Source organism: Bradyrhizobium sp. USDA 3311 (assembly GCF_054062495.1).
Map to the genome: position 1 here is coordinate 3841822 of NZ_JBSSFI010000001.1, position 26097 is coordinate 3867918.

Sequence of the window (26097 nt, forward strand, 5' to 3'; positions counted from 1 at the left end):
GTCTTTAAGTAAATTCACCGAACGTGCGTGCATGACGCGCGGAGTTCGTTTGTATCTCGTCGGCTCCATCGTCCTTGTTTCGCTAGCGGGTTGCGGACGCGGCTTCTTCCAGGCCGAACGTGAACCGTGGCGGGCCGAGGCGGAAGCCGCATGCCTGAAATCCGGCGCGGTGAAAGAGAGTGCGGACATCGTCCGCATCGACCCGATCTCCGGGCCCGGCAGCTGTGGCGCGGAGTTTCCGCTCAAGGTCGCCGCCATCGGCGAAGCCTCGAGCAGCTACGGCTTTGCCGACGAGGAGCTGCGCCCGCCGGGCAATGTCGGCAGCCAGCCGCGCTGGCCGGTGGCGCAGCCGCGATCGAATTATCCGCAGAGCCAGAATAGTCCGGCATCCTCCTATCCGCAGCGGTCGAACTATCCCGAGAGCGCGGTGCGCCAGCCGTCCGGCTATGGCGCCTCGGCCGGGCCGATGTCGCTGAACGCGCCCGGCGTGGCGCCGCAGGAAGACGAGATCGACCTGCCGCCCGAGGGCACCGATGCCGCGGGCGCGGCGCGCTACATGAATGCGCCGAGCTATCCGGCGCGGCAGCCCGGTCCCGCACCTTATTCGCAGGCGCCAGCGCAGCAGCCGCTGCCGCGGCTCGGTCCCGCGCAGGGCAATCCCGTCACCGCCGTCGGCCCCGTCGCGGTGAAGCCGACCGCGACGCTGGCCTGTCCGATCGTGTCCGAGCTCGACCGCTGGCTCGCCGACACCGTGCAGCCGTCGGCGATGCGCTGGTTCGGCGCCCGCGTCGTCGAGCTCAAGCAGATCTCGGCCTATTCCTGCCGCGGCATGAACGGCAATCCGCACGCCCACATTTCCGAGCATGCCTTCGGCAACGCGCTCGACATCGCCGCCTTCGTGCTCGCCGACGGCCGCCGCGTCACGGTGAAGGACGGTTGGCGCGGCATGCCGGAAGAGCAGGGCTTTCTGCGCGACGTGCAGTCAGGGGCGTGCGCGCATTTCACCACGGTGCTCGCGCCGGGCTCGAACGTCTATCACTACGATCACATCCACGTCGATCTGATGCGCCGGGCCAGCCGCCGGCTGATCTGCCAGCCGGCCGCCGTCTCCGGCGAAGAGGTCGCCGGGCGCGCGCAGCAGCGCAACCCTTACGCCGGCAGGCGCGATCCCTATGTCACCGGCTCGCTCGGAGCGCGCAAGGCAACGACGCGCAAGCAGGAGGAGGAAGAGTACGCCGACGATTAGGCGTGTTTGCCAGTAGCCCTACGCAGTCAGAATGTCATTTCGAGGCCGGCTTCGACGGTGCGGGGACCACCCCCATGCACAGCTGCACCTCGCCGGGGACGTTGTAGGTGCGCATGATATGGCGGCTGTCGCGCAAGCCGGACGCCTCACGTTGCACCACGAACATCCAGAGCGCCTGGCCGGCTTCCATCACCAGCTTGCGCCTCGCCGCCTGCATCGAGGCCGGCGTCCCCGAGGCTGCGTGGGCGGCGTCGAACTCGCGCAAGCGCGCAAGGCTCTGCTCGAGTGTGCGGCCCATCCGTCCAAGCGCCGAGGCCTGTTCCTGGACGATCTCATAATGGAGGATATCGACAGGCGGGCGAAGATCACGGGACATGGCCGCAAATATAATGCCGCGAGACCGGCATGCGCAACGCGTGGCGTGCTCGCCGTTACTTCGCCCGGTACGCCGCCAGGAACATCCGCGTCGCGCTGTTGACCACTTCGGTCATGCGCTCTTCCGACGGTGCGGGCGCGGCCTGGAAGACGAAGGGCAGGAAGAGCGAGGCCTTGCACAGTTCCATGAACTGCGAGGCGGCAAGGTCGCAATCGTCGATCGTGAGATCGCCGGCGGCGGCGTGGGCTTTGAGATAATCGGAGAGGCGGTTGATGGTCTTGTCCAGCACCCGCGCGTAGTAGCGGCGGCCGACATCGGGCATGCGCTCGGCGATCGCCATCACGGTGCGGATCGCCGATCCGCCGCCCGGCCGGCAGAGCAGATGGATGTAGGCCCGGCCGAACTCATTCAGCGTGGTCTCGGCATCGCGGGCGGGATCGAAATTGAACACGACCTGGCCGTGCTGTAGCGCCTCCTGCTCGAGGATGGCTTCGAACAGCGCGCATTTGTCGGCGAAGTAGACATAGAGCGTGCCCTTGGAGACCTGCGCCGCGCGCGCGATCTCGCCCATGCTGGCGCCGTCGAAGCCGAGATCCATGAACACCTTGCGGGCCCCGTCCAGGATCTGGCGGCGCTTGGAGCTGTCCTCCTCCTGGATGACGTGCAGATGTTCGCTGGCAGCTACAACCATTGGTTCAGGGTCTCGGAAGGTTTCTAGACGAGGTGCCGAACTATGAAACGCAAGTAAAGGATTCGGGCCAGCAAGGTCCGACGCTGGATATTATGTATATTGACCGAACGGTTCGGTCAATGGTATTTGGGATAAGCGAGGGGAACACGCCGCAGGCGGCCGTCCTTCATCGCGCTTTTTTTTGAGGAGGCCTTTATGGCCGTATCGAGAGACCAGGCTGCGCGCGTCCTTCGCCAGGAAACGGTGGAGACGAATTCGGCGAACGGTGAACCTGTGACCGAGACGTCCGCCGTTCTCGCCGAGCAGTTGCGCTCCCATGTGGCCGAGGAAGCGAAGCGCCGCAGCGAGGCGCCGGGGAAGCCCGTGACCGACAAGCCGGCCACACCCGGGTCAGACGCGCCCGCTGCCAGCGGCACGCCGAAATCCGGCAAGCGCAAATTCGTCCTGATGGGCGTCGGTCTCGTGCTGGCGCTCGCGGCAGCCGGCTATGCCGGCTATTACACGCTGGTCGGCCGCTTCTACATCGCCACCGACGACGCCTATGTCCGCGCCAACAACACCATGCTCGGCGCGCGCGTTGCCGGCCACATTTCCTCGATCCTTGCTGGCGACAACACGACGGTGCGCGCCGGCGACGTCATCTTCCGCATCGACGACGGCGACTACAAGATCGCGGTCGATGCCGCCGCGACCAGGATCGCGACCCAGCAGGCCACCATCGATCGCATCGATCGCCAGATCGCGGCGCTCGAGAGCCAGGTTGCCCAGGCCAAGGCGCAGCTCGTCTCGGCTGAAGCGGGCCTCAAGCGCGCCGACCTCGATTATGAGCGCCAGCAGGCGCTGAGCAGCAAGGGCTTTGCCTCGCGCGCCACTTTCGAGAGCTCGGAAGCCGGACGCGACCAGGGCGCCGCCGCGGTCAAGGCCGCGCAGGCCGCCTATGACGTCGCCGTCAGCAACGTCGACGTCACCAAGGCGCAGCAGGCCGAAGCCCAGGCCCAGCTTGCCGAGCTCAAGACCTCGCTCGCCAAGGCCGAGCGCGATCTCGCCTTCACCGCGGTGCGCGCGCCGGTCAACGGCACGTTCTCGAATCGCCTCGTCAGCGCCGGCGACTTCGTCGCGGTCGGCCAGCGGCTCGGCAACGTCGTGCCGCTCGACGACGTCTATATCGAGGCCAACTTCAAGGAAACGCAGCTCAAGCGCATCCGCCCCGGCCAGCCGGTGACGATCAAGGTCGATGCCTATGGCATGCGCAAGTTCTCCGGCGTCGTCGACAGCATCGCGGCGGGCGCGGGCTCGGTGTTCACGCTGCTGCCGCCCGACAACGCCACCGGCAATTTCACCAAGATCGTGCAGCGCGTGCCGGTCCGCATCCGCGTGCCGAAGTCGGTGGCGAAGCAGAACCTGCTCCGCGCCGGCATGTCGGTCTACGCGACCGTCGACACCAACAAGGGCGCGGCCGACGCCGACAGCGAGGTCGATCTCGACGATCCCACAATGATCCATCCGCAGTAGGTGCGGTGACGTGAGCCGCGCCGCCGCCTCGAACGCAGGTGCGCTCCCTCTCCCGCTTGCGGGAGAGGGTTGGGGAGAGGGTGTCTCCGCAACGGGACAATCCCCAAGCGGAGAGAACCCTCACCCGGCGCTTCGCGCCGACCTCTCCCGCAAGCGGGAGAGGTGTAACCCAACTCGCAGCCTGCTCCAGTCAGAGTTGAAACCATGGCCAACGCCACGACTGCTTCACCTGCCATGATGGCGGCCCCCGCTTCGGAGCGCATTGCGCCGAAGCGGCTGTTCGCCTTCATCATCATGGTATTCGGGATGTTCATGTCGATCCTGGACATCCAGATCGTCTCGGCGTCCCTCAGTGAAATCCAGGCCGGCCTGTCGGCGAGCTCGAGCGAAGTCTCCTGGGTCCAGACCGCCTATCTGATCGCCGAAGTCATCGCGATCCCGCTGTCGGGTTTCCTGTCGCGCGCCTTCGGCACGCGGCTCTTGTTCGCGATCTCGGCCGCGGGCTTCACCGCCTCGAGCCTGCTCTGCGGCTTCGCCACCACCATCGAGGAGATGATCCTCTGGCGCGCGCTCCAGGGCTTCCTCGGCGCCGGCATGATCCCGACCGTGTTCGCCTCGGCCTACACCGTGTTCCCGCGCTCGAAATTCCACATCGTCGGTCCCATCATCGGGCTGGTCGCGACCCTGGCTCCCACGATCGGGCCGACCGTCGGCGGCTACATCACCGACCTGATGTCGTGGAACTGGCTGTTCTTCATCAACGTCGTGCCCGGCATTGCCATTACCCTGGGCGTGCTGGCGCTGGTCGATTTCGACGAGCCGCATTTCGAATTGCTCGACCGCTTCGACTGGTGGGGCCTGCTGTTCATGGCCGGCTTCCTCGGCACGCTGGAATACGTGCTGGAGGAAGGCCCGCAATATGAATGGCTGCAGGACACGACAGTGGCGATCTGCGCCTGGATCTGCGCCATCTCGGCGATCGCGTTCTTTTGGCGCGTCTTCACGGCGGCCGAGCCGATCGTCAATCTGCGCACCTTCTCCAACCGCAACTTTGCGGTCGGCTGCGTGCTCCAATTCTGCATCGGCATCGGCCTCTACGGCCTGACCTACATCTACCCGCGCTATCTCGCCGAGGTGCGCGGCTACAGCGCGCTGATGATCGGCGAGACCATGTTCGTGTCGGGCATCACCATGTTCCTGGTCGCGCCGCTGGTCGGTCGTCTCATGGTGAAGGTCGACATGCGATACATGATCGCCTTCGGCCTCGTCGTGTTCGCGATCGGCTCCTACCAGATGACCTGGATCACCCGCGACTACGATTTCTACGAGTTGCTGGTGCCGCAGATCCTGCGCGGCGTCGGCATGATGTTCGCGATGGTGCCGACCAACAACATCGCGCTCGGCACGTTGGCCCCTGACCGGGTGAAGAACGCAAGCGGCCTGTTCAACCTGATGCGCAATCTCGGCGGCGCGGTCGGGCTCGCCGTCATCAACACCGTGCTCAACGACCGCACCGACCTGCACATCACGCGCCTCCAGGAGCGCGTGACCTGGGGCAATGCGACCGCGACCGAAACCCTGACCATGTTCATGCAGAAGTTCCAGGGGCTCGGCGATTCCGCGCTGATGGCGATGAGGCAGCTCTCGCAGCTGGTGCACCGCCAGGCCGTGGTGATGAGCTTCGGCGATGCCTTCTTCATGCTGACGCTGTTCTATCTCGGCCTCAGCCTGTTGGTCACGCTGCTGAACAAGCCGGCCTCGATGACCGGCGGCGGCGACGCGCACTGACGCCACGCACGCTGTCGTCGCCCGGGACGGTAGTGGTTGAGCCGAGAGGCTGCGGCGTACTGGATGCCCCGCCTTCGCGGGGCATGACAGTGGAAGATGAGATCGACGGCAGCTGCGAACCAAATTGCAACACTCGTTCGTGATCTCGCGCGGGCCCCGTTGCAAACCGCGAACGGCACATCTATAAAGCGCACCTCATTCAATCGAACCGGGAGGGATTTGCATGATTTCGTCGCATTCGCAGATCGTTCGCCCGCGTTCGTTGTTCTGGTTCGGTATGTCGGCGGCCTGTTAGAGGCCTCTTCCGCCAGATTCGATCGGGTCACGAGTCCCGATCGCCCCACTTCCCCAAGTCAAAATCACCTGTGAGTGACGCCGTCTGCCCTTCGTGGCCGACTTGCGTCCGTTGATGGAGCCGGCCCGCGCCAAAAGCGGCTGGATGATGTCATGACCTCTCTCTCAAAAAGGCCCGCGGCGATACGCGTGGTGTTGCCCTTCGTGTTCCGGCACTGGCTGAACCAGCCCGGTCGCGGCCTGATCGTGGCCGGTGGCCTGCTGGGCGCGACCGTCGCCGACCTGTTCATGCCGGTCTTCTCCGGACATCTGGTCGATGCGCTGACACGCGGTTCGTCCGATCCTGACGCGCGCCACGGGGCGCTGGTAGCGTTCGGCGCCATCGTGGCGCTCGGTGCGGCCTCCGTGGTGCTGAGGTTGATCGGTCTCCAGGCGATCGTCCCGTTCACGCTCAAGATCATGTCGGATGTCGCCCAGGGCGCCTTCACGCGCGTGCAGCGCTTCTCGACCGACTGGCACGCCAACTCCTTTGCCGGCTCCACGGTGCGCAAGATCACCCGCGGCATGTGGGCGCTCGACCTGCTCAACGACACCATCCTGATGGCGTTGGCGCCGTCTCTGCTGGTGTTGATCGGCTCCATGGTCCTGATCGGCCTGCACTGGGCCTCGCTCGGCGCGGTGATCGCGGTGGGAGCGCTCTTCTACGTCGCCATCACCGTGCTGTTCTCGACGCGCTACATCGCGCCGGCCGCGCGAATCTCCAACGCCTGGGACACCAAGGTCGGCGGCACGCTGGCGGACGCGCTGACCTGCAACGCCGTGGTGAAATCCTTCGGCGCCGAGCTGCGCGAGGATACGCGGCTCGCCCGCGTCATCAACCGCTGGCGCGTTCGGGTGCGGCGGACCTGGTTTCGCTACAACTACACGGCCATGGCGCAGCTCTCGCTGCTGCTGGCCTTGCGTGCGTCCGTGATCGGCGGCTCGGTGCTGCTGTGGATGAGCGGGCATGCCTCGCCCGGCGACGTCACCTATGTGCTGACGAGCTACTACGTCATCCACGCATATCTGCGCGACGTCGGCATGCACATCAACAACCTCCAGCGCTCGGTCAACGACATGGATGAGCTGGTGGCGATCCATGACGAGCCGATCGGGATTGTCGATGTGCCGGACGCGCGGCCGATCGCGATCGAGGGCGGCGAGATCGCGTTCGACCACGTCACGTTCCACTATGGCGGCCACCGCGCGCCACTGTACGACGGCCTGTCGGTCACGATCCGCGCCGGCGAACGGGTCGGCCTGGTCGGCCGCTCCGGCTCCGGCAAGACCACCTTCGTCAAGCTGGTGCAGCGGCTCTACGACGTCAGCGATGGCCGTGTGCTGATCGACGGGCAGGACATCGCGCTCGCTACGCAGCAATCGCTGCGCAGCCAGATCGCGATCGTGCAGCAGGACCCGATCCTGTTTCACCGCTCGCTCGCCGAGAACATCGCCTATGGCCGGCCCGGCGCCAGCCTGGAGGCGATCGAGCAGGCGGCGCGGCTGGCCAATGCGCACGACTTCATCCTGCGTCTGCCCAAGGGCTACGGCACGCTCGTCGGCGAGCGCGGCGTGAAGCTGTCGGGCGGCGAGCGGCAGCGCGTGGCGCTGGCGCGCGCCTTCCTGGCGGACGCGCCGGTGCTGATCCTGGACGAGGCGACGTCGAGCCTCGATTCGGAATCCGAAGCGCTGATCCAGCAGGCGATGGAGCGGCTGATGAAGGGGCGCACCTCGATCGTGATCGCGCACCGGCTGTCGACGGTGCGCAGCCTCGATCGGATTCTGGTGTTCGACCGCGGCGAGATCGTCGAGCAGGGCACCCACGCCGTGCTCGCAGGCAAGCCCGGCGGCATCTATCGCGGCCTGTTCGAGCGCCAGGTGGTGGACCTCGGGCATCTCGCAGCAGCGGAATGAGAGGCGCGCGGCGGCGGGACGAAAGTCCCGCCGTCACGCCGCCCACGGAATGCGCCAAGGATGGAATGAGATGAAAGACCTGACGAACGGCTCCATCGTGAGACACATCCTGGCCATGGCGCCTCCGATCATGGTCGGCATGGTCACGATCATGATCTGCCAGCTGGTCGATTTGTACTTCGTGTCGGGACTGGGCGATGCGGCCGTTGCGGGCGTCGCCGCGGCCGGCAATGCCGGCTTTCTCATCAACGCCCTGATGCAGGTGCTCGGCGTCGGCACGGTGGCGCTGATCGCGCATGCCGTGGGCCGCAAGGATCGGCCGGATGCCAATCTGATCTTCAACCAGGCGATCGCGCTGTCGGTGCTGTTCGGCGTGCTGACCCTGGTCATGGGCGCGGCGCTGTCGCGCCCCTACATGCGTGCGATCGCCGCGGACCAGCCCACGATCGAGGCGGGGACCACTTATCTGCTATGGTTCATGCCGGCGCTCGCTCTGGAATTCGCGATGCAAGTGCTGGCATCGGCGCTGCGGGCGACCGGCATCGTGCGCCCCGCAATGCTGGTGCGGGTGCTCGCTGTCGCCATCAACATCGCACTCGCGCCCGTGCTGATCTCGGGCTGGGGCACCGGCCATGCGCTTGGTGTCGCCGGAGCGGGCTTGGCGAGCTCGATCGCGGTGGCCATCGGCGTCGTGATTCTGCTGGCGCATTTCCGCAAGGCCGAGCGCTACGTCGCCTTCAACCCGGTGCAGTGGCGTCCTCAGCCGCATCACTTGAAGCGCATCCTCAATGTCGGCCTGCCGGCCGGCGGCGAGTTCGCGATGATGTTCATCTTCATGGCGGTGGTTTACTACGTGCTGGGCGATTTCGGCGCCGCGGCGCAGGCGGGATTCGGCATCGGCCAGCGCGTGCTGGCCCTGATCCAGATGCCGGCGCTTGCCGTTGCGCTGGCCGCGGGGCCGATCGCCGGCCAGAACGTCGGCGCTGCCAACGGGGCGCGCGTGCGGGAGACCTTCGTCAAGTCGGCGTTGATCACCTCCGCCGTGATGATCGGCTTCATGATCCTGGCGCAAACGAAGCCGGAGCTGCTGCTCGCCGGATTCTCGAACGACCGGGAGACGATGGCGATCGCCTATCTGTTCCTGCGGATCATCTCGCTCAACATGGTGGCGCAGGGCCTGATCTTCACCTGCTCGAGCATGTTCCAGGGTCTCGGCAATACCAAGCCGGTGCTGCTGAGCTCGGCGACGCGCGTGTTCACCTATTCGCTGCCGGCGATCTGGCTCTCGACGCGTCCGGGCTTCCGCATGGAGTACGTCTGGTACCTGTCGATCGCGGCGACCACGCTCCAGGCGGGCTTGAGCCTGTGGCTGCTGCGCCGCGAGTTCGAAAAACGCCTGGCGCCGCTCCGGCAGGACGAGGCTTCGAAGCAGGTCGAGCCCGAGCCCGTCACGCCTCCTGCGCGCGTCCCTGCGTAGCGACGGCTTGTGACCTGCCGACGCAAGGAAGGCTAATGCGCACCAAGGCTGTTCCAGACGAGGCCGAGCCCCGACAGGAACAGCAGGCCGAGCACGACATCGCCAAAGTGCTTGTCGCTCAGCGCGTGATAGACGCGTGCACCGGCCCATGCGCCGATCAACGTGCCGGGAAACGCGACCAGCGCGAGCCAGACCACCTTGAAGGCGACGAGGCCAGATGCCGTCTGCAACACCAGCGCGGTGGCGAGCACGGTGAAATTGAAGAGCTGGAAGATGCCGCGCCGCTCGTGCTTGTTCCAGCCGCGGATGTTGGCCCACAGGATCGGCAGCGGCCCCGACAATCCGGCAAGGCCGCCCAGAATGCCGCCGGCAAAACCGATCGCGCCGTCGGCGATCCGGCCGCCGAACGTGATGGCGAGGGGCCTCTTGTTCAGATAGAGCGCGCTTGAGAAGATCAGCAGCAGCACGCCGATGCTCAGCTTGAACACCTTGGGATCGGCGGAGGCGACCATCATGGTCCCGAGCGGTACCCCGATCAGCCCGCCGATCAGGAACGGCCAGACCAGCGAGAGGTCAAAACTCTTCCACATCGACGGCAGCGTCGAGGTCTGGGCGATCACCGAGCAGATCAGCACCAGGGGCACCGCGAGCGAGGGCGGCAGCACGTAGAGCCAGATGCCGAGCGCCATCAGCGCCGTGCCGAACCCGGCCAGGCCCGAGACGAAGCCGCCGGCCAATGCGCCGAGCGGCAGCAGCGCGTAAGCGTAGGTTTCCAACGGATTGTCCTTGTCGCCACCGGCGATCCCGAACTGTTGATCGCCACCGCCCGCATAGCACGGGTGCGGCCGTGCAGGTCAATCCATGCTGCACGCAGGCGTGATCTGCGGCGTCGGGCTTTTGGGAAAGACATGCCTACATGATGGTCGTACTTCAATCCTAAGGCCCGCCCGACGCCATCGTGCGCTCCGATCGGACAGCCCCGAATAAGAAGGTGGAGAACGACCATGACCCGCACCAACATTGCCGTTGCGGCCGCGCTGCTGTCGGCGGCGGCGTTGATGCCGACATTGGCGCAGGCCCAGTTTTCGGAGCCCGCGGCCTATCAGGCCGCCCATCCCGACCGCGACGTGCTCAATGGCGGCCAGCTCACGCCCGCGGCGCGCGCAGCCCGTGGCGAGACGGTGGCACCGAGCGAGGCCTATGCGGCCTATCCGTCAGGCATGACGCCGGTCGTCCGCCCGCGCCATCGCCGCCAGCACCAATAGGTATCTGCTAGACGATCTGCCTGGTGTCGGCGGGCTTGTGCAGCGCGCCGACCAGGATGCGCAACGCCTCCGTCAATTCCGCCCTGTTGCGCGCTGCGCCCAGCGAGATGCGTGCCGCATGCGGCGGTGTCCCGTCGACGGTGAAGGCATCGCCGGCCACGACCGCGAGTCCATTCCGTAGCAGATGCGCCGCGACATCGGGGCGGCCCTCCGGCAGCCGCAGCCACAGATGATGGGCCGCGGGCTTGGCCAGAAACTGAAGGCCTTTCAGTGCGCGCTGCGCGAGTTGCTGGCGGCCCACCGCCTCGTTGCGAATGGCGGTGATGATGCGATCGGCGATGCCGGTTTCGAGCCAATGCGTCACCAGCGCGACCATCAGCGGCGCCGGCATCTGCACGGTGGCCTGCAAATAAGAACGCATCTCCTGCTGCGCGGCGTTGTCGGGCGTCATGAGGTAGGCAACGCGCAGCGCCGGCGCGATGCATTTTGACAGCGTGGTTGCGAGATAAGTCCGCTCCGGAATGAGATTGGCGATCGGCGCTGCAGAGCGGTCGAGCAGCCCGTAGGCGTCGTCCTCGATCAGGATCGTATCGGCATCGCGGATGATCCTTGCGATCGCGCTGCGTCGTTCGGGGAGAAGCGTCGCGGTGGTCGGATTGTGCAGCGTCGGGATGAGATAGACGGCCTTCGGCTTGTGGACACGGCAGGCCTTCGCCAGTGCATCGGGCAGGATGCCGCCGTCATCCATGGCGACGCCGACGAGCTTGACGCCGAGCCGCGCCGCGGCGGCCTTGATGCCGGGGAAGGTGAGCGCTTCCGTGAGCACGATGTCACCGGGCCGCGCGAGATGGGCGAGCAGGTTGAACAGGATGGTCTGCGTGCCGGGAAAGATCACGAGCCTGTCGGCATGCGCGTGCGGGACGCGTGCGCGCATCCAGCGCGCTGCGACCTCGCGCTCATGCACGCTGCCGCCGGGTGGCTGGTAGTTCAGGAACGCGGTCAGGCCCGATTGGGCGCGGAGAGCTTCCAGCCCTGCGACGATGCGCTCGTCGAGTTGTGCCTCGAGCGGATGCGGCGGCACATTCATCGAGAGGTCGATCGCGACGGGATGCGGCAGATCGACCGCGCGGCGCGCGCTGGTCTCCGATACGAACGAGCCCTGGCCGACCCGGGCCTCCAGGATGCCGCGGCGCCGCGCCTCGGTGTAGGCGCGCGTCACCGTGGTGAGGTCGATGTCGAGCGCTTTTGCGAGCGCGCGCTGCGTCGGCAACTGCTGGCCGCGCACCAGCCGGCCGGCTGCGATGTCGGCCTCCATGGCATCGACGATGCGCTGGTAGCGCGGCCCGCTCAGCTCCGAGATTGTAGGGGTCCAATCCATGCAATTTAGGCCCATATCCTTTGAATGTATGGATGCAGGATATTATTGTATGGATCATCAGAACGGAAGAGGTGTCGTCATGACGACCGGTTCGGTTTCCCTGGCAAAGGCGATGTGGCGCGGTTTTCGCGGCAAGTGTCCGAACTGCGGCGAAGGGCACATGTTCGGACGCTTCCTGAAAGTGGCAGACAGCTGCGATCATTGCGGCGAAGAGCTGTTCCATCAGCGCGCCGATGACTTTCCGGCCTATCTCGTAATGGTCGTGGTCGGCCATCTCGTGGTCCCGGCGATCCTCGCGGTCGAGACCGCCTATGCCCCGCCGGTCTGGCTGCAATTGGCCGTGTGGCTGCCGGTGACGCTGTTCGCTTCGCTTGCGTTGCTGCAGCCGACCAAAGGCGCCATCGTCGGCCTGCAATGGCAGATCGGCATGCATGGCTTTGAGGCTGGCAAGTTGCGGCGCGAGGCCGGTGCGCTCGTCCTCGCAAAAGTGAATACGCGCGCGGTCTGAGCGGGTAGCGTTTACATCGCGCGTGCGGCCGCTACACTCCATCGTACAAACAAGAACGATGGAAACGCCGATGGCCGCACGCGCGAAGACCTTCCTGCTCTGTCACGGCGCGTGGTCCGGCGGATGGGCCTGGAAGAAGATGCATCCGCTGATGGCGCAGGCGGGCCACCGCCTGGTCGCGCCGACCTACACCGGGCTCGGCGAGCGCGCGCATCTGGCCAATCCCGCGATCGATCTCGAGACGCACATCCGGGACATCCTCAACGTCATCAAATTCGAGGACCTCAGCGATCTCGTGCTGCTCGGCCACAGCTATGGCGGCATGGTCGCGACCGGCGTTGCCGACCGCGCACGCGAGCGCGTGACGCAACTGGTCTATCTCGATGCCTTCGTGCCGCGCGACGGCCAGTCGCTGTTCGATCTCAACGAGAGCGGGCGCGAGCCGATGCGCAAGGCGGCGGCCGCCGGCGATGGCTACCGCATCCCGCCGAACCCGCCGCCGCCGGATACGCCGCAGGCCGATCTCGACTGGCTCAACGCGCGCCGCATCAACATGCCGATCAAATGCTTCGAGACGAAGTTGAAGCTGGAGCATGGCGAGCCGGCCATGCCGCGCAGCTACATCTATTGCACGCGCTTTCCGCCGGGCGACGTGTTCGGGCAGTTCGCGAAGCGCACGAAGAACGAGGATGGCTGGCGCTATTTCGAGCTCGACGCGAGTCATGCGCCGAACGTGACGGCGCCGGCGGCGTTGATGGCGGTGTTGAACGAGATCGCCGCGTGACCCACAGCCGTCATTCCGGGGCGTGCGCAGCACGAACCCGGAATCCATCTCTCCTCCGTCTCTGCCGCCTGATGGATTCCGGGTTCTCGCTTCGCGAGCCCCGGAATGACACCATTTGAATGGCTGCGCGCTCGGACAAAATGGTGAGGGGTCCGATGCGGTCAGCATCGAACCCCTCGTCACTTCTTAGTAAGACGCGTTTTCTTCACGCGAGCCGGAAAAACCACTTCGCTCGAAAACGCTTTAGAACATCAGCCGGCCTGTAAGCCGGGTTCTGTAGGGCACCGTTCGCTTGCGCGCACGATACGTGACGGCCATTCCTCTGGGGCCATGTTTGCACATGGCCTCGAGCAACCTACCCGGACGGCGGGCCTGACATCGCCCCGCGGCGTTATCGCTTGCGCGAACAGCCCGCTACGCCGTCCCTATTCGGTTTTGCTCCCGGTGGGGTTTACCATGCCGGCTCCGTTGCCGCAGCCGCGGTGCGCTCTTACCGCACCTTTTCACCCTTACCCTGCGAAGCCCGAAGGCGAAGCAGGGCGGTTCGTTCTCTGTGGCACTTTCCCTGGGGTTGCCCCCGCCGGACGTTATCCGGCACCGTATGTCAAGGGAGCCCGGACTTTCCTCCCCGGCGGCCTTTCGACCGTTGCCGGAGCGGCCGTCCGGCCGACTGACGGGGTTAGGCATGGGCATTTGTGACGGTTTCGTCAAGCCGAGATCGTCGCGCACGCGATCTGCAAATAATTTATCCTGAAGATGTCGTTCGATGTGCGCCCCGTTCGACTGGATGTCGGTGATCCCCCGAACAACAGGAGTTAAGCGATGCAGTATCTGCTGCTGATCTACCGGAGCGAAGCGGAATTGAACAAGATGACCCCCGCAGACCGTCAGGCGATGTCGGCGGAGTACGGCACTTATACGCAGTCCATCGTCCAGAGCGGCCATTTCAAGGCCGGCGACGGGCTTCAGCCGACCACGACCGCGACCACCGTGCGCGTGCGCGATGGCAAGACCCTGACCACCGACGGTCCGTTCGCCGAGACCCGCGAGCAACTCGGCGGCTACTATCTGGTCGAGGCCAAGGATCTCGACACCGCCATTGGGCTGGCCGCGCGGATTCCCGGGGCCAAGGAGGGATCCATCGAGGTCAGGCCGGTCATGATCTACAAGTGATCTCTCCTGCCGACATCGCTCGGATCTTTCGCGACGAGGCGGGGCGGGTGCTTGCCACGCTGATCCGCCTCGTCGGCGATTTCGATCTCGCCGAGGACGCACTCCAGGATGCCTTCGCGGTCGCGCTCGAACGCTGGTCGGCGGGCGAGGTGCCCGATAATCCGCGCGCCTGGCTCGTCAATGTCGGCCGCAACAAGGCGATTGATCGCATCCGGCGGCAGGCCGTGTTCCGCGGCAAGCAGCAGGCGTTCGTGCATGAGCTCGAGCTCAACGCGCAGGCGCCCGACGAGCCTCCGGCGACGCTCGACGACGACATGCTGCGGCTGATCTTCACCTGCTGCCATCCCGCGTTCGCGCCGGAGGTCCAGGTCGCGCTGACGCTGCGCACCGTCTGCGGCCTCTCGACCGCGCAGGTCGCGCGCGCGTTCCTCGTCGGAGAGGAGGCGATGGCGCAGCGCCTCGTCCGCGCCAAGCAGAAGATCAGGCTCGCCGGCATTCCCTATGAGGTGCCCGAACGCGACGCGCTGGCGCAGCGGCTCGACGGCGTGCTCGCCGTCATCTATCTCGTCTTCACCGAAGGCTATGTCGCAACCTCGGGCGCAGACCTGATGCGGCCGGATCTCGCGGTCGAAGCCATCAGGCTCGGCCGTTTGCTCGACCGGCTGATGCCTGACCGGGCCGGGATCAAGGGCCTGCTGGCCTTGATGCTGCTGCACGACGCGCGCCGCGCCGGGCGCGCGACGTCGGCCGGCGACATCGTGCTGCTGGAAGAGCAGGACCGCACGCTCTGGGATCGCGCGCAGATCGAGGCGGGTCTGCGTCTCGTGGACGACGCACTGCGCATACCCGGCCGGCCGCAACCCTATGCGGTGCAGGCCGCGATCGCCGCGCTGCATGCGCGCGCGCCGAGCTTTGAGGCGACCGACTGGCCGCAGATCGCCGGGCTCTACGAGGTGCTGCTGCGGATCAATCCTTCGCCGGTGATCGAGCTCAACCACGCCGCCGCAATCTCGATGGTCGACGGCCCGGCGCGCGCGCTCGATCTCGTCGACGCGATCACCGCACGCGGCGGGCTTGGCGGCTACGAGCTGCTGCCCGCGGTGCGCGCGGATCTGTTGCGACGGCTCGGCCGCAAGGACGAGGCGCGCGAGGCGTATGTCGCGGCGACGGCAGCGACGCAGCTCGAGCCGCTGCGGCGGCTCTATGCGCGAAGGATGAGGGAGATGGGCAACTAGCACCGTCATTCCGGGGGCGATGCGAAGCATCGAACCCGGAATCTCGAGATTCTCAGGTGCGCAATTGCGCACCATAGTTCGCACTTCGTGCGCCCCGGAATGACGGCTACGCCGTCACTTCGACGCGACCGCCGTCCCGTCCGGCAGGCTCGCCAGGAGCGCCTGCAACGTCGACAGTGTCGAATGGTCCGCAACACCATCCAGCCGTGCCGGGCGGAAATGGCGCTGGAAGGCGGTGACGACTTCCATGGTCGCAGCGTCGTATTTGCCGGTCAGCGGCACGCCATAACCGTATCGCGCGAGCGCCTGCTGCAGGCTCAGCACCTCGTCGCTGATGGTGCCGAGCATCAGGCTCTCGCCGCGCACGACGGGCGTGGGCGTGACCCAGTGCCCGACGCCGGAATTGGCCAGCGAATGCCACGGAAATTTCTCGCCGGGATCCTTCTTGCGCGCGGGCGCAACGTCGGAATGGCCGAGCACGCGGTGCGCCGGCACTTTTCGGCGCAGCATGATGCCGCGGCACAGCGCGATCACGGCGGCGATCTGGCGCAGCGGAAACTCCGGATAGCCCCAGTCGTGGCCGCGATTGACGATCTCGATGCCGATCGAGCAGGAGTTGACATCGTCCTCGCCGGCCCAGGACGAGACGCCGGCGTGCCAGGCGCGCCTCGCCTCGGGCACGCATTGCACGATGCGGCCGTCCTCGAGCACGACGTAATGCGCCGACACTTCCGTCCCCGCCGTGCACAGCCGCGCCAGCGCGCCCTCGACGTCGGGCATGCCGGTGTAATGCAGCACGATCATGTCCGGCTGGCGTCCCTTGCTGCGCTCGCCATGGTTCGGCGAAGGAATGATGTCGGAGACGATCGACGAATCCGGCTCGAACGTCCGCATGTTCGCCGCGGCCTTGGGAACCGGGAGAACGCGTTGACGCTTCGAATCAGAACCAGATGGCGTGGACGAACCGGACGACATAAACAGCTCAAGTCGGAATAGGAGAGGGCCAAGCCCTTCTCTTTACTATTCCTTTACCCTCCGCCGTGCGCAATCGCGCGTCGCGGTTAACGGATGCATTTTGGGCGGGTGTGTGGATGAGGCATCACTGCCGCTTCACCTTTTCGACTTGTAACGGGCCGATCAACGCTTTCTTAACGCTAAGGGCCGTTACTGAGGGATGAAGAGCCGACCCGCGTCCGGAGGCGGCCAAAGCGTATTTTGGCTCGAAATCCCATGGCTGCCCGACAAATTCCACTGGGAACACTGGGTTGGCGGCCCGGGACGACCGGGCTCGGTAACCATGCTGGACAAGGGTTGGGTCGTGGAACCGCCGCGACGCGGAATCATTCGAGGCGTTATGGGCTGGCTCGCCCCGGATCTGGCTTGGTTGTTCGGCAGGCGTGGCGCATGAGCTCCGCTCCTCACATTCCCGTGCTCGGTCGCGAGGCCATCGATCATCTCGCGCCGCGCGAGGGCGGGATCTATGTCGATGCCACCTTCGGCGCCGGCGGCTATAGCCGTGCCATCCTCGACGTGCCTGGAACCCGACTCATCGCCATCGACCGCGACCGCACCGCAATCGCTGGCGGCGCCGAGCTGGTCGAGCGCTCTGCCGGTAGGCTGACACTGGTCGAGGACCGTTTCTCCCATCTCGCCGACGTCTGCGCCGCACAAGGCGTCGATGCCGTGGACGGCGTCGTGATGGACGTCGGGGTGTCCTCGATGCAGCTCGACCAGGCCGGCCGAGGCTTTTCGTTCCGCCTCGACGGTCCGCTCGACATGCGGATGGGGCAGGCGGGCCCGACCGCGGCCGACGTCGTCGCGCGCGCCTCGGAAGCCGATCTCGCCGACATCATCTATCTCCTCGGCGAGGAGCGGCATTCGCGCCGCGTCGCCCGCGCCATCGTCGCGGACCGGCAGGAGACGCCGTTCACGACCACGCGCGCGCTCGCCGACCTCGTCGGCAGGGTGGTTCGCTCCAAGCCCGGCGACATTCACCCCGCGACGCGGACGTTCCAGGCCCTGCGCATCTTCGTCAACGAGGAGCTCGAGGAACTCCAGGCCGCGCTCACTGCGGCCGAGCGCGTGCTCAAGCCCGGCGGACGCCTCGTGGTGGTCTCGTTCCATTCGCTGGAAGACCGCATCGTCAAGAATTTCCTCGCCGAGCGGTCGAAGACCGGCGGCGGCTCGCGGCACCTGCCGGAAGTCGCGCAAACCGCGCCGAGCTTCCAGCTCCTGACGCGGCGGCCCGTCGTCGCCGGCGAGGACGAAGTTGCGCATAACCCGCGCGCGCGTTCGGCAAAACTGCGCGCCGCGGAGCGCACCTCGGCGCCGGCGCACAAGGACGATCAGTCTTCGTCCTGGCCAAGACTCTCCGACGTGATGAGGGGAGGCTAGCGCATGCGCTTCATCCACCTCCTCGTCATCGGCGCGCTGATCTTCGCGGCAGCCTATGTCTACCGGATCAAGATGGACTCCACCGCCCGCACGGAGAAGGTGTTGCGGCTGCATGCGGAAATCCGCGAGCAGCGCGATGCGATCGCCTCGCTCCGCTCCGAATGGGCCAAGCTTGATGCGCCCTTGCGCCTGCAGGGCCTGTCCGAGCGGCACCTGCCGCTCAAGCCGGTCAACGGCACGCAATATGACTCGCTGAAGAACCTGCCCGAGCGCCCGCCGCGGATGTTCAGGCCCGGCGAGCCTGACCCGATCGGGGCCATGCTCAACACCATCGAAGCCGCGAGCGACCCCGATACCGTGACGGGCTCCGTGCCTCAGCCCGAGGACAAGCAATGAGCCCGGCGACGCCTGCAAAACCCACCGAGCCCTGGCGGCAGCGGCTGATCCGCAGCCTGCTCTACGGGCGCAACGTCGACCGCGCCGCGAAGGCGCGCGCGCGCGTCGGACTTGCGATGCTCGCCTTCGCCTCGGTCTACGCCCTGATCGGTGGCCGGCTCGTGATGTTCGCGATCGGTGCCGACGCCCACAGTGCGCGCCGAGCGGCGGCGCAGGAGGTGGTTGCGACCGCGCGGCCCGACATCGTCGACCGCAACGGCGCCATCCTTGCGACCGACGTCAAGGCGGCGAGCCTGTTCGGCGAGCCGCGCCGCATCATCGACAAGGACGAGGCGATCGAGCTTCTGACCGCCACCGTGCCCGACCTCGACGAGGCCGAAGTGCGCGAGCGCCTGAAGACACGCAAGGGCTTCGTCTGGCTCAAGCGCGAGATCACGCCGAAGCAGCAGCAGGACATCCACAAGCTCGGCATTCCCGGCATCGGCTTCCTGCGCGAGAACAAGCGCGTCTATCCGACCGGCAACGAGGTCGCCCACCTCATCGGTCTCGTCAATATTGACAACCAGGGCATCGCCGGCATGGAGAAGTGGCTCGACAATCAAGGGCTCGCCGATCTCCACCGCGCCGGCTTTGCCACCGACCGGCTGCAAAAGCCGATCGAGCTCTCGGTCGATCTGCGGGTCGAGCACGCGCTGCGCGACGAGCTCTTGAAGGCCAAGGAGAAGTACCACACCAAGGCCGCCTCCGGCATCGTCTCCAACGTCAAGACCGGCGAGATCGTGGCGATGGTCTCGCTGCCGGACTTCGACCCGAACAATCCGAAGGAAGCGCACGACCCCGACCGCATCAACCGCCTCACCACCGGCGTCTATGAGATGGGCTCGACCTTCAAGGCGTTCACGCTGGCGATGGCGCTCGATTCCGGAAAGATCAATCTGAACTCGTCGTGGGATGCGCGCGGAAACCTGCACTACGGCAAGTTCACCATCCACGACAGCCATCCGCTCGGACGGTTCATCAACACCAAGGAAGTGTTCACCTTCTCGTCCAACATCGGCGCCGCGCGGATCGCGCTCGGCCAGGGCGTGGAGGCGCACAAGGCGTTCCTCGCCAAGATGGGCCAGCTGACGCGGCTGCGCACCGAGCTGCCGGAGAGCGCAGCCCCGCTGATTCCGCGCCGCTGGAGCGAGTTGAACACGGTCACCGCCGCGTTCGGCCAGGGCCTCTCGGTCGCGCCGCTCCAGGCGGTGATGGGCATCAACGCGCTGGTGAACGGCGGCTATTTGATTCCGCCGACCTTCATGAAGCGCAGCGAAGCGGAAGCGGCAGCGCTGGCCAAGCGCGTGGTCAAGCAAGACACCAGCGATAAGATGCGGTTCCTGATGCGGCTCAACGCCGAAATCGGCACCGCCAAGACCGCCGACGTCAAGGGCTACTATGTCGGCGGCAAGACCGGCACGTCCGAGAAGGTCATCAACGGCCGCTATGCCAAGAAGCGCGTGCTCAACTCGTTCACCGCGATCATGCCCTGCGACGATCCGAAATATCAGATCCTGATCATGCTGGACGAGCCGCAGGCGATCCCTGAAACGAAGGGTTTCATCACCTCGGGCTGGAACGCGGTGCCGACCGGCGGCCGGGTGATCGAGCGGATCGCGCCGCTTCTGGGCGTCGAGCCGCGGTTCGACCTGCCGCCGTCCGAGCGCCTTATTCTTGCAGCATCCAGGACAACCCAGTAATCAACCGGGTAGGCCATCGCCGGTGCTGAGTCGGGAGTTTCCGGCGATTCGGCTTTCCGGCATGTCGACTGGACGACCATGAAGCTGCGCGATCTCATAGGCAATGACGCCGCAATCGAGCCCGCTGTCGCGGCGCTCGAGGTGACGGGGCTTGCGCTCGACAGCCGCGTGGTCAGGCCCGGCGATCTCTTCTTCGCGCTCGCGGGCAGCAAGACCGACGGCGCACGCTTCATCGATGCCGCGGTTGCCGCCGGCGCAGTGGCGGTCGTCGGCGACCACGCGCCTGAAGCCAGCAAGGTGCCGTTCGTCACCGTTGCCAATCCGCGCCGCGCGCTGGCGCTGGCCGCGGCAAAATTCTTCCCCGACCAGCCCGCGACCATTGCGGCCGTAACCGGCACCAGCGGCAAGACCTCGGTTGCCGCGTTCACGCGCCAGATCTGGGAGCGGCTGGGCCATGCCTCCGCCAGCATCGGCACCATCGGGCTCGTCTCGCCGAAGCGCACCGTCTACGGCTCGCTGACGACGCCGGATCCAATCGCACTGCACCGGCAGTTGGACGAGATCGCGCGCGACGGCGTCACGCATCTTGCGTTCGAGGCGTCCTCGCACGGGCTCGACCAGTATCGCCTCGACGGCGTGCGCGTCTCCGCGGGCGGCTTCACCAACCTTTCGCGCGACCACATGGATTACCATCCGACCGTCGCGCATTATCTTGCGGCCAAACTCAGGCTGTTCCGGGAGCTCGTGCCGCCCGGTGGCGCCGCGGTGATTTCGGCCGATCATGACTGCTCGGCTGAGGCGATCGGTGCCGCGAAGGCGCGTGGCCTGCGCGTGATGGCGGTCGGCCGCAACGGCGACGGGGTGGGCGAGGGCATTCGCCTCACCGAGGTCGGGGTCGACGGCTTTTCGCAAAAGCTCACGGTCGAGCATCGCGGCAAGCGTTATGTGGTCCTGCTGCCGCTGGCCGGCGAATTCCAGATCGAGAATGCGCTGGTGTCGGCCGGCCTCGCGATCGGCACCGGCAGCGATGCCGCCAACGTATTCGCGAGCCTCGAACATCTCGAAGGCGCCAAGGGCCGGCTCGAGCGCGTCGGCGAGCGCAACGGCGCGCCGATCTTCGTCGACTATGCGCACAAGCCCGACGCGCTGGCGAAGGCGTTGCAGGCGCTGCGGCCTTACGCCAAGCGCAGGCTGGTCGTCGTGTTCGGCGCCGGCGGCGACCGCGATGCCGGCAAGCGTCCGATCATGGGCGAGATCGCCGCGGAGAATGCCGACGGCGTCATCATTACCGACGACAATCCGCGCAGTGAGCAGCCCGAAGCGATCCGCGCGGCGATCCTCGCCACCGCAAAAGGCGCCCGCGAGATCGGCGACCGCGCCGCGGCGATCCGCGCCGCGATCGAGGAACTGGAACAGGGCGATGCGCTGCTCATCGCCGGCAAGGGCCACGAGACCGGGCAGATCGTCGGCAGCGAGGTGTTGCCCTTCAGTGATCACGAGGCGGTCGCCGCCGCATTAGCGTCGAGGGTTGCATGAGCGCGCCAATATGGACGGTTGCGGAGGTCGCGCGTGCGCTGGGCGCTGCCGGATCATTCCCGGACACGCCGATCGACTTCGTGACGCAGGACAGCCGCCTGGCGAAGCCCGGCAGCCTGTTCGTCGCGCTCAGCGGCACGCCGAGCGGCGGCTTCATCTCGGCCTTCGCCAGCGCGCGCGACGGCTGGGAATTCGCCGACAAGGCGGAAGCCGCGGGCGCGGCCGCGATGATCGTGCCGCACGAGATCGCGGGCATCCGCGTCCCCCAGATCGTCGTGAAGGACACGCTGATCGACGGCCTCTGGGGCCTCGCGCGCGCCGCACGCGCGCGCTTTGGCGGGCCGGTGATCGGGCTCACCGGCAGCGCCGGCAAGACCAGCACCAAGGAATTTCTGGCGGCCTATCCGAACGCCTATGCCAGCCCGTCGAGCTTCAACAATTTCTGGGGCGTGCCGCTGACGCTGTGCAATGCGCGGCCCGATGCCAGCCTCTGGGTCGTCGAGATGGGCATGAACCAGACCGGCGAGATCGCGCGGCTCAGCGAGCTGACGCGGCCGACGGTTGCGCTCGTCGTCAACGTCCAGCCCGTGCATCTGGAAAAGCTCGGCTCGCTGGAGGCGATCCGGCGCGAGAAGGTGTCGATCGCGCTCGGCCTGCCGGAGGATGGCGTGCTGGTGCTGCCCGCCGGGCTCAAGGCGTCCGAATGGAAGGGCAAGGTGGTGCGCTTCGGCGAGCATGCCGAGGTGCACGAGGTCACGCACGCGCCGCATGGCGAGAGCTGGCAGGTCGTGGCGATGATCGGCAAGAAGCAGATCGCCTTCAGCCTGACGCCGGGCGCGCCGCACCGCGTGCAGAATGCGCTCGCCGCGCTCGCTTCGATCCGCGCGGCGAACCTCGATGCCGCGACGCTCGCGATCAAGCTCGATCGGGTCGGCATCATGACCGGCCGCGGCGTCGAGCAGGCGGTCGGCGGTGTCACCGTGATCGACGACAGCTTCAACGGCAACCCGGCCAGCGTGGCTGCTGCGCTGCAAAGCCTGCAGGCGCGCAACGTAACCGGCGGCCGCCGCATTGCCGTGCTTGGTGACATGCTGGAACTGGGCGACGACGCACCAAGCTACCACACCGGTCTCACCAGGTATCTGGACGGCATCGACGGTGTGTACTGTGTCGGCCCCCTGATGCGTCACCTCTTCGAGGTGCTTCCATCGGGCAAGGCGCTTGGCTGGCACGACGATCCCGCCACGCTGAAGCCGGGCGAGGTCGCAAGCCTGCTGAAGGCAGGCGATGTGGTGGTTGTCAAGGGCAGCAAGAAGATGTTCTGGGTCAACAAGTTTGTGCCGGGCCTAGTGGCCGCCTTGCAGGCAAAGGCGTAAACTGCTTGGAAGGCGCTGTTTCCGAATCCTCCCTTTTCGGCGCGAAGCCGTCCGTTTTCCCACAGGTCGCCCGACCCATGATGAAGACCAGCGAATGCGCGTGAGGCACGTCGATAAGGCCAAGGCCGATAACAAGGCCGCGTGCGAAAGGCGCCATAGGACCGTCTGAATGTTTTACTGGCTGATCGAGCTCTCCAACACATTTCCGGGCTTCGGTGCCTTTCGCACCTTCCTGAACGTCTTCCGCTACATCACCTTCCGCACCGGCGGCGCGGTGGTCACTGGCGCGCTGTTCGTGTTCCTGTTCGGGCCCTGGATCATCGATCATTTGCGCATCCGCCAGGGCAAGGGCCAGCCGATCCGGACCGATGGTCCGCAATCGCATCTCGCCAAGAAGGGCACGCCCACCATGGGCGGGCTGATGATCCTGTCCGGCCTCACGGTCGGCACGGTGCTGTGGGCCAATCCGCTCAATCCATATGTCTGGATCGTGCTGGCGGTGACGCTCGGCTTCGGCTTCGTCGGCTTCTATGACGACTACCTCAAGGTGACCAAGCAGACCACGACCGGCTTCGGCAGCAAGCTTCGCCTGCTGATCGAGGCGGCGATCGCGCTGGTGGCCTGCTACGCGCTGGTGCGGCTGAACCGCGATCCCGCGTCCACCGCGCTGACGATTCCGTTCCTGAAGGACACCGTGCTGCATTTCGGCTGGTTCTTCGTCGTGTTCGGCGCCTTCGTCATCGTCGGCGCCGGCAATGCGGTGAATCTCACCGACGGTCTCGACGGCCTCGCCATCGTGCCCGTGATGATCGCGACCGCGAGCTTTGCGATGATCGCCTATCTCGCCGGCAACGCGGTGTTCGCCGACTACCTCCAGATCAAATATGTCGCCGGCACCGGCGAGCTCGCCGTGCTCTGCGGCGCGCTGCTGGGCGCCGGCCTCGGCTTCCTCTGGTTCAACGCGCCGCCGGCTTCGATCTTCATGGGCGACACCGGCTCGCTGGCGCTCGGCGGCATGCTGGGCGCGATCGCGGTCGCGGTGAAGCACGAGATCGTGCTCGCGGTGATCGGCGGCCTGTTCGTGCTGGAGGCGGTCTCCGTCATCGTGCAGGTGGTGTCGTTCAAGCTCACCGGAAAACGCATCTTCCGCATGGCGCCGATCCACCACCATTTCGAGCAGCTCGGCTGGACCGAGCCGCAGATCGTGATCCGCTTCTGGATCATCTCGGTGATGCTGGCGCTGGCCGGCCTGTCGACGCTGAAGCTGCGGTGACTTCTATGGTGGTTGATTTTCGCTGTCATTCCGGACGACGCGAAGCGGCGATCCGGAATCTCGAGATTCCGGGTTCTCGCTTCGCGAGCCCCGGAATGACGAGGGCGAGGTCATGATCCCGGTTACGTCCTTCGCCGGCAAGACCGTCGCGGTGTTCGGCCTCGGCGGCTCGGGGCTTGCGTCCTGTCACGCCTTGAAGGCCGGCGGAGCCGAGGTGATCGCCGCCGACGACAATGCCGAGAACGTCGCCAAGGCCGCGCAGGCCGGCTTCATCAGCGCGGATTTGCGCGACGTCTCCTGGGCCGGTTTCGCAGCGCTGGTGCTCGCACCCGGCGTGCCGCTGACCCATCCCGTGCCGCACTGGAGCGTGCTGAAGGCGCGCGAGGCCGGTGTCGAAGTCATCGGCGACATCGAGCTGTTCTGCCGCGAGCGGCGGCGGCACGCGCCGGATGCACCGTTCGTCGCCATCACCGGCACCAACGGCAAGTCGACCACGACGGCGCTGATCGCGCACCTGACCAAGGTCGCCGGCTACGATACCCAGATGGGCGGCAATATCGGCACCGCGATCCTGTCGCTGGAGCCGCCGCGCACGGGCCGCGTCCACGTCATCGAGATGTCGTCCTATCAGATCGACCTCACGCCCTCGCTCGACCCCTCCGTCGGCATCCTGCTCAATGTCAGCGAAGACCACATCGACCGCCACGGCACCATCGCGCACTACGCCGCGGTGAAGGAGCGCCTTGTTGCGGGCGTGCAGGCTGGTGGCACCTCGATCGTCGGCGTCGACGACGGTTATTGCCGCGACATCGCCGACCGGCTCGACCGCGCCGGCAAGAACGTGGTGCGCATTTCCGTCAAGAACCCGCTGGCGAGCGGAATCCATGTCGAGCACGGTACCATCGTGCGCACCGCGGGCGGCGCCCGCAGCGAAGTCGCCAAGCTCGGCGGCATCGGTTCGCTGCGCGGCCTGCACAACGCGCAGAACGCGGCCTGCGCCGCCGCCGCGGCGCTCGCGACGGGCATCAGCTTTGAGGTGCTCCAGGACGGCCTGCGCAGCTTTCCGGGCCTCGCGCATCGCATGGAGCAGGTCGGCCGCCGCGGCAACGTGCTGTTCGTCAACGACTCCAAGGGCACCAATGCGGATGCCACCGCGCATGCGCTGTCGTCCTTTTCGGAAATCTTCTGGATCGCCGGCGGCAAGCCGAAGGCGGGCGGTATCACCAGCCTGACCGGCTACTTCCCGCGCATCCGCAAGGCCTATCTGATCGGCGAAGCCGCTCCGGAGTTTTCCGGCACGCTGGGGACACAGGTCGCCCACGAGATCAGCCAGACGCTTGACGTTGCCGTCGAGCACGCTGCGCGCGATGCGGAAGCCTCGGGTCTCACCGATGCGGTCGTGCTGCTGTCGCCGGCCTGCGCGTCCTTCGACCAGTACCGCAACTTCGAGATCCGCGGCACCAAGTTCCGCGAGCTGGTGCAGGCGCTGCCGGGTGTGAAGCCGGTGGTGTGAGGGCTCTCGTGTCCCGGACGCGCGTAGCGCGAGCCGGGACCCAGAATGCCGCAACCATGGGCCCCGGCTCTGCAGCGCACCACGCCGCGAAGAGGCGGCGCGCTGCGCTGCGTCCGGGGCACGAGACTCTCCACAACTTGATCGCTCCCCTTAACCCCCCGGTAACCAACCTCGGCGACCAATGGACCGA

The 26097-nt window shown here is 66.4% G+C and carries 22 protein-coding genes and 1 other RNA gene; 17 read left to right on the forward strand and 6 right to left on the reverse strand.

What is annotated here, in order from left to right; genetic code table 11:
- Positions 1 to 31: 31 nt before the first annotated feature.
- Positions 32 to 1246, forward strand: a complete 1215-nt coding sequence (locus ACVWW6_RS18250) for an extensin-like domain-containing protein (protein WP_060908616.1) — start codon at positions 32 to 34, stop codon at positions 1244 to 1246.
- 34 nt (positions 1247 to 1280) lie between these two features.
- On the opposite strand, the gene ACVWW6_RS18255 is transcribed toward ACVWW6_RS18250, so the two are convergent.
- Together ACVWW6_RS18255 and ACVWW6_RS18260 are read right to left on the reverse strand one after the other, a co-directional pair.
- The gene (locus ACVWW6_RS18255; RefSeq protein ID WP_028176263.1) at positions 1281 to 1622 is read right to left on the reverse strand and encodes a DUF6665 family protein; all 342 of its coding nucleotides are present in this window, start codon (positions 1620 to 1622) and stop codon (positions 1281 to 1283) included.
- Positions 1623 to 1677: 55 nt separating this feature from the next.
- Entirely contained in the window at positions 1678 to 2313 is a 636-nt protein-coding gene (locus tag ACVWW6_RS18260; RefSeq protein WP_304567410.1) for a TetR/AcrR family transcriptional regulator, read from the reverse strand.
- Between the two features lie 195 nt (positions 2314 to 2508).
- Between ACVWW6_RS18260 and ACVWW6_RS18265 the strand changes: the two genes are divergently transcribed.
- From ACVWW6_RS18265 to ACVWW6_RS18280, 4 genes are all read left to right on the forward strand, one after another.
- On the forward strand, positions 2509 to 3825 hold the full coding sequence (locus ACVWW6_RS18265) for an HlyD family efflux transporter periplasmic adaptor subunit (protein WP_456681181.1): 1317 nt from the start codon (positions 2509 to 2511) through the stop codon (positions 3823 to 3825).
- Between the two features lie 204 nt (positions 3826 to 4029).
- Positions 4030 to 5613: a DHA2 family efflux MFS transporter permease subunit gene (locus ACVWW6_RS18270; RefSeq protein ID WP_456681182.1), complete on the forward strand. Its 1584-nt coding sequence runs from the start codon at positions 4030 to 4032 to the stop codon at positions 5611 to 5613.
- 447 nt (positions 5614 to 6060) lie between these two features.
- The gene (locus tag ACVWW6_RS18275) at positions 6061 to 7860 is read left to right on the forward strand and encodes an ABC transporter ATP-binding protein (protein WP_456681183.1); all 1800 of its coding nucleotides are present in this window, start codon (positions 6061 to 6063) and stop codon (positions 7858 to 7860) included.
- Positions 7861 to 7930: 70 nt separating this feature from the next.
- Positions 7931 to 9337: an MATE family efflux transporter gene (locus ACVWW6_RS18280; RefSeq protein ID WP_441232441.1), complete on the forward strand. Its 1407-nt coding sequence runs from the start codon at positions 7931 to 7933 to the stop codon at positions 9335 to 9337.
- 32 nt (positions 9338 to 9369) lie between these two features.
- Here the strand turns inward: ACVWW6_RS18280 and ACVWW6_RS18285 are convergent, their stop codons facing one another.
- Positions 9370 to 10113 carry a TSUP family transporter gene (locus ACVWW6_RS18285; protein WP_441232442.1) on the reverse strand — a complete coding sequence of 248 codons (744 nt, stop codon included), beginning with the start codon at positions 10111 to 10113 and terminating at the stop codon, positions 9370 to 9372.
- Between the two features lie 228 nt (positions 10114 to 10341).
- Between ACVWW6_RS18285 and ACVWW6_RS18290 the strand changes: the two genes are divergently transcribed.
- Complete coding sequence (locus tag ACVWW6_RS18290; RefSeq protein ID WP_039186092.1) at positions 10342 to 10602, forward strand: hypothetical protein; 261 nt, start codon at positions 10342 to 10344, stop codon at positions 10600 to 10602.
- A 7-nt stretch (positions 10603 to 10609) separates the two neighbouring features.
- On the opposite strand, the gene ACVWW6_RS18295 is transcribed toward ACVWW6_RS18290, so the two are convergent.
- Positions 10610 to 11980 carry an aminotransferase class I/II-fold pyridoxal phosphate-dependent enzyme gene (locus ACVWW6_RS18295; protein WP_441232443.1) on the reverse strand — a complete coding sequence of 457 codons (1371 nt, stop codon included), beginning with the start codon at positions 11978 to 11980 and terminating at the stop codon, positions 10610 to 10612.
- A gap of 49 nt (positions 11981 to 12029) precedes the next feature.
- Here ACVWW6_RS18295 and ACVWW6_RS18300 point away from each other — a divergent pair, with 49 nt between their 5' ends.
- Together ACVWW6_RS18300 and ACVWW6_RS18305 are read left to right on the forward strand one after the other, a co-directional pair.
- Positions 12030 to 12488, forward strand: coding sequence for a DUF983 domain-containing protein (locus tag ACVWW6_RS18300; protein ID WP_161533690.1), 459 nt, complete (start codon positions 12030 to 12032; stop codon positions 12486 to 12488).
- A 70-nt stretch (positions 12489 to 12558) separates the two neighbouring features.
- Entirely contained in the window at positions 12559 to 13272 is a 714-nt protein-coding gene (locus tag ACVWW6_RS18305) for an alpha/beta fold hydrolase (RefSeq protein ID WP_161533691.1), read from the forward strand.
- Positions 13273 to 13519: 247 nt separating this feature from the next.
- On the opposite strand, the gene rnpB is transcribed toward ACVWW6_RS18305, so the two are convergent.
- Positions 13520 to 13946, reverse strand: an RNA gene (rnpB, locus tag ACVWW6_RS18310) — RNase P RNA component class A.
- A 148-nt stretch (positions 13947 to 14094) separates the two neighbouring features.
- Here rnpB and ACVWW6_RS18315 point away from each other — a divergent pair.
- Together ACVWW6_RS18315 and ACVWW6_RS18320 are read left to right on the forward strand one after the other, a co-directional pair.
- A complete protein-coding gene (locus ACVWW6_RS18315) occupies positions 14095 to 14445 on the forward strand; it encodes a YciI family protein (protein ID WP_441232444.1) in 351 nt (116 codons plus the stop codon).
- Entirely contained in the window at positions 14442 to 15680 is a 1239-nt protein-coding gene (locus ACVWW6_RS18320) for an RNA polymerase sigma factor (RefSeq protein WP_375762312.1), read from the forward strand. Before ACVWW6_RS18315 ends, ACVWW6_RS18320 begins: the two co-directional genes overlap by 4 nt.
- A gap of 114 nt (positions 15681 to 15794) precedes the next feature.
- Here ACVWW6_RS18320 and ACVWW6_RS18325 read toward each other — a convergent pair whose 3' ends face one another.
- The gene (locus ACVWW6_RS18325; RefSeq protein ID WP_039185808.1) at positions 15795 to 16574 is read right to left on the reverse strand and encodes an N-acetylmuramoyl-L-alanine amidase; all 780 of its coding nucleotides are present in this window, start codon (positions 16572 to 16574) and stop codon (positions 15795 to 15797) included.
- Between the two features lie 510 nt (positions 16575 to 17084).
- On the opposite strand from ACVWW6_RS18325, the gene rsmH reads away from it, so the two are divergent.
- The 7 genes from rsmH (at position 17085) to murD (ending at position 25907) form a co-directional block, all read left to right on the forward strand.
- Positions 17085 to 18074 carry a 16S rRNA (cytosine(1402)-N(4))-methyltransferase RsmH gene (rsmH, locus tag ACVWW6_RS18330; protein WP_456681184.1) on the forward strand — a complete coding sequence of 330 codons (990 nt, stop codon included), beginning with the start codon at positions 17085 to 17087 and terminating at the stop codon, positions 18072 to 18074.
- 3 nt (positions 18075 to 18077) lie between these two features.
- Positions 18078 to 18470, forward strand: coding sequence for a cell division protein FtsL (gene ftsL, locus ACVWW6_RS18335; RefSeq protein ID WP_011089349.1), 393 nt, complete (start codon positions 18078 to 18080; stop codon positions 18468 to 18470).
- Positions 18467 to 20209, forward strand: a complete 1743-nt coding sequence (locus tag ACVWW6_RS18340) for a peptidoglycan D,D-transpeptidase FtsI family protein (protein ID WP_011089348.1) — start codon at positions 18467 to 18469, stop codon at positions 20207 to 20209. The genes ftsL and ACVWW6_RS18340 overlap by 4 nt, the downstream gene beginning before the upstream one ends.
- A 78-nt stretch (positions 20210 to 20287) precedes the next feature.
- Positions 20288 to 21745, forward strand: a complete 1458-nt coding sequence (locus ACVWW6_RS18345) for a UDP-N-acetylmuramoyl-L-alanyl-D-glutamate--2,6-diaminopimelate ligase (RefSeq protein WP_456681185.1) — start codon at positions 20288 to 20290, stop codon at positions 21743 to 21745.
- A complete protein-coding gene (locus tag ACVWW6_RS18350; protein WP_456681186.1) occupies positions 21742 to 23121 on the forward strand; it encodes a UDP-N-acetylmuramoyl-tripeptide--D-alanyl-D-alanine ligase in 1380 nt (459 codons plus the stop codon). Before ACVWW6_RS18345 ends, ACVWW6_RS18350 begins: the two co-directional genes overlap by 4 nt.
- A gap of 169 nt (positions 23122 to 23290) precedes the next feature.
- Complete coding sequence (gene mraY / locus ACVWW6_RS18355) at positions 23291 to 24394, forward strand: phospho-N-acetylmuramoyl-pentapeptide-transferase (protein ID WP_011089345.1); 1104 nt, start codon at positions 23291 to 23293, stop codon at positions 24392 to 24394.
- Positions 24395 to 24506: 112 nt separating this feature from the next.
- Positions 24507 to 25907, forward strand: coding sequence for a UDP-N-acetylmuramoyl-L-alanine--D-glutamate ligase (gene murD / locus ACVWW6_RS18360; RefSeq protein ID WP_456681187.1), 1401 nt, complete (start codon positions 24507 to 24509; stop codon positions 25905 to 25907).
- Positions 25908 to 26097 lie beyond the last annotated feature (190 nt).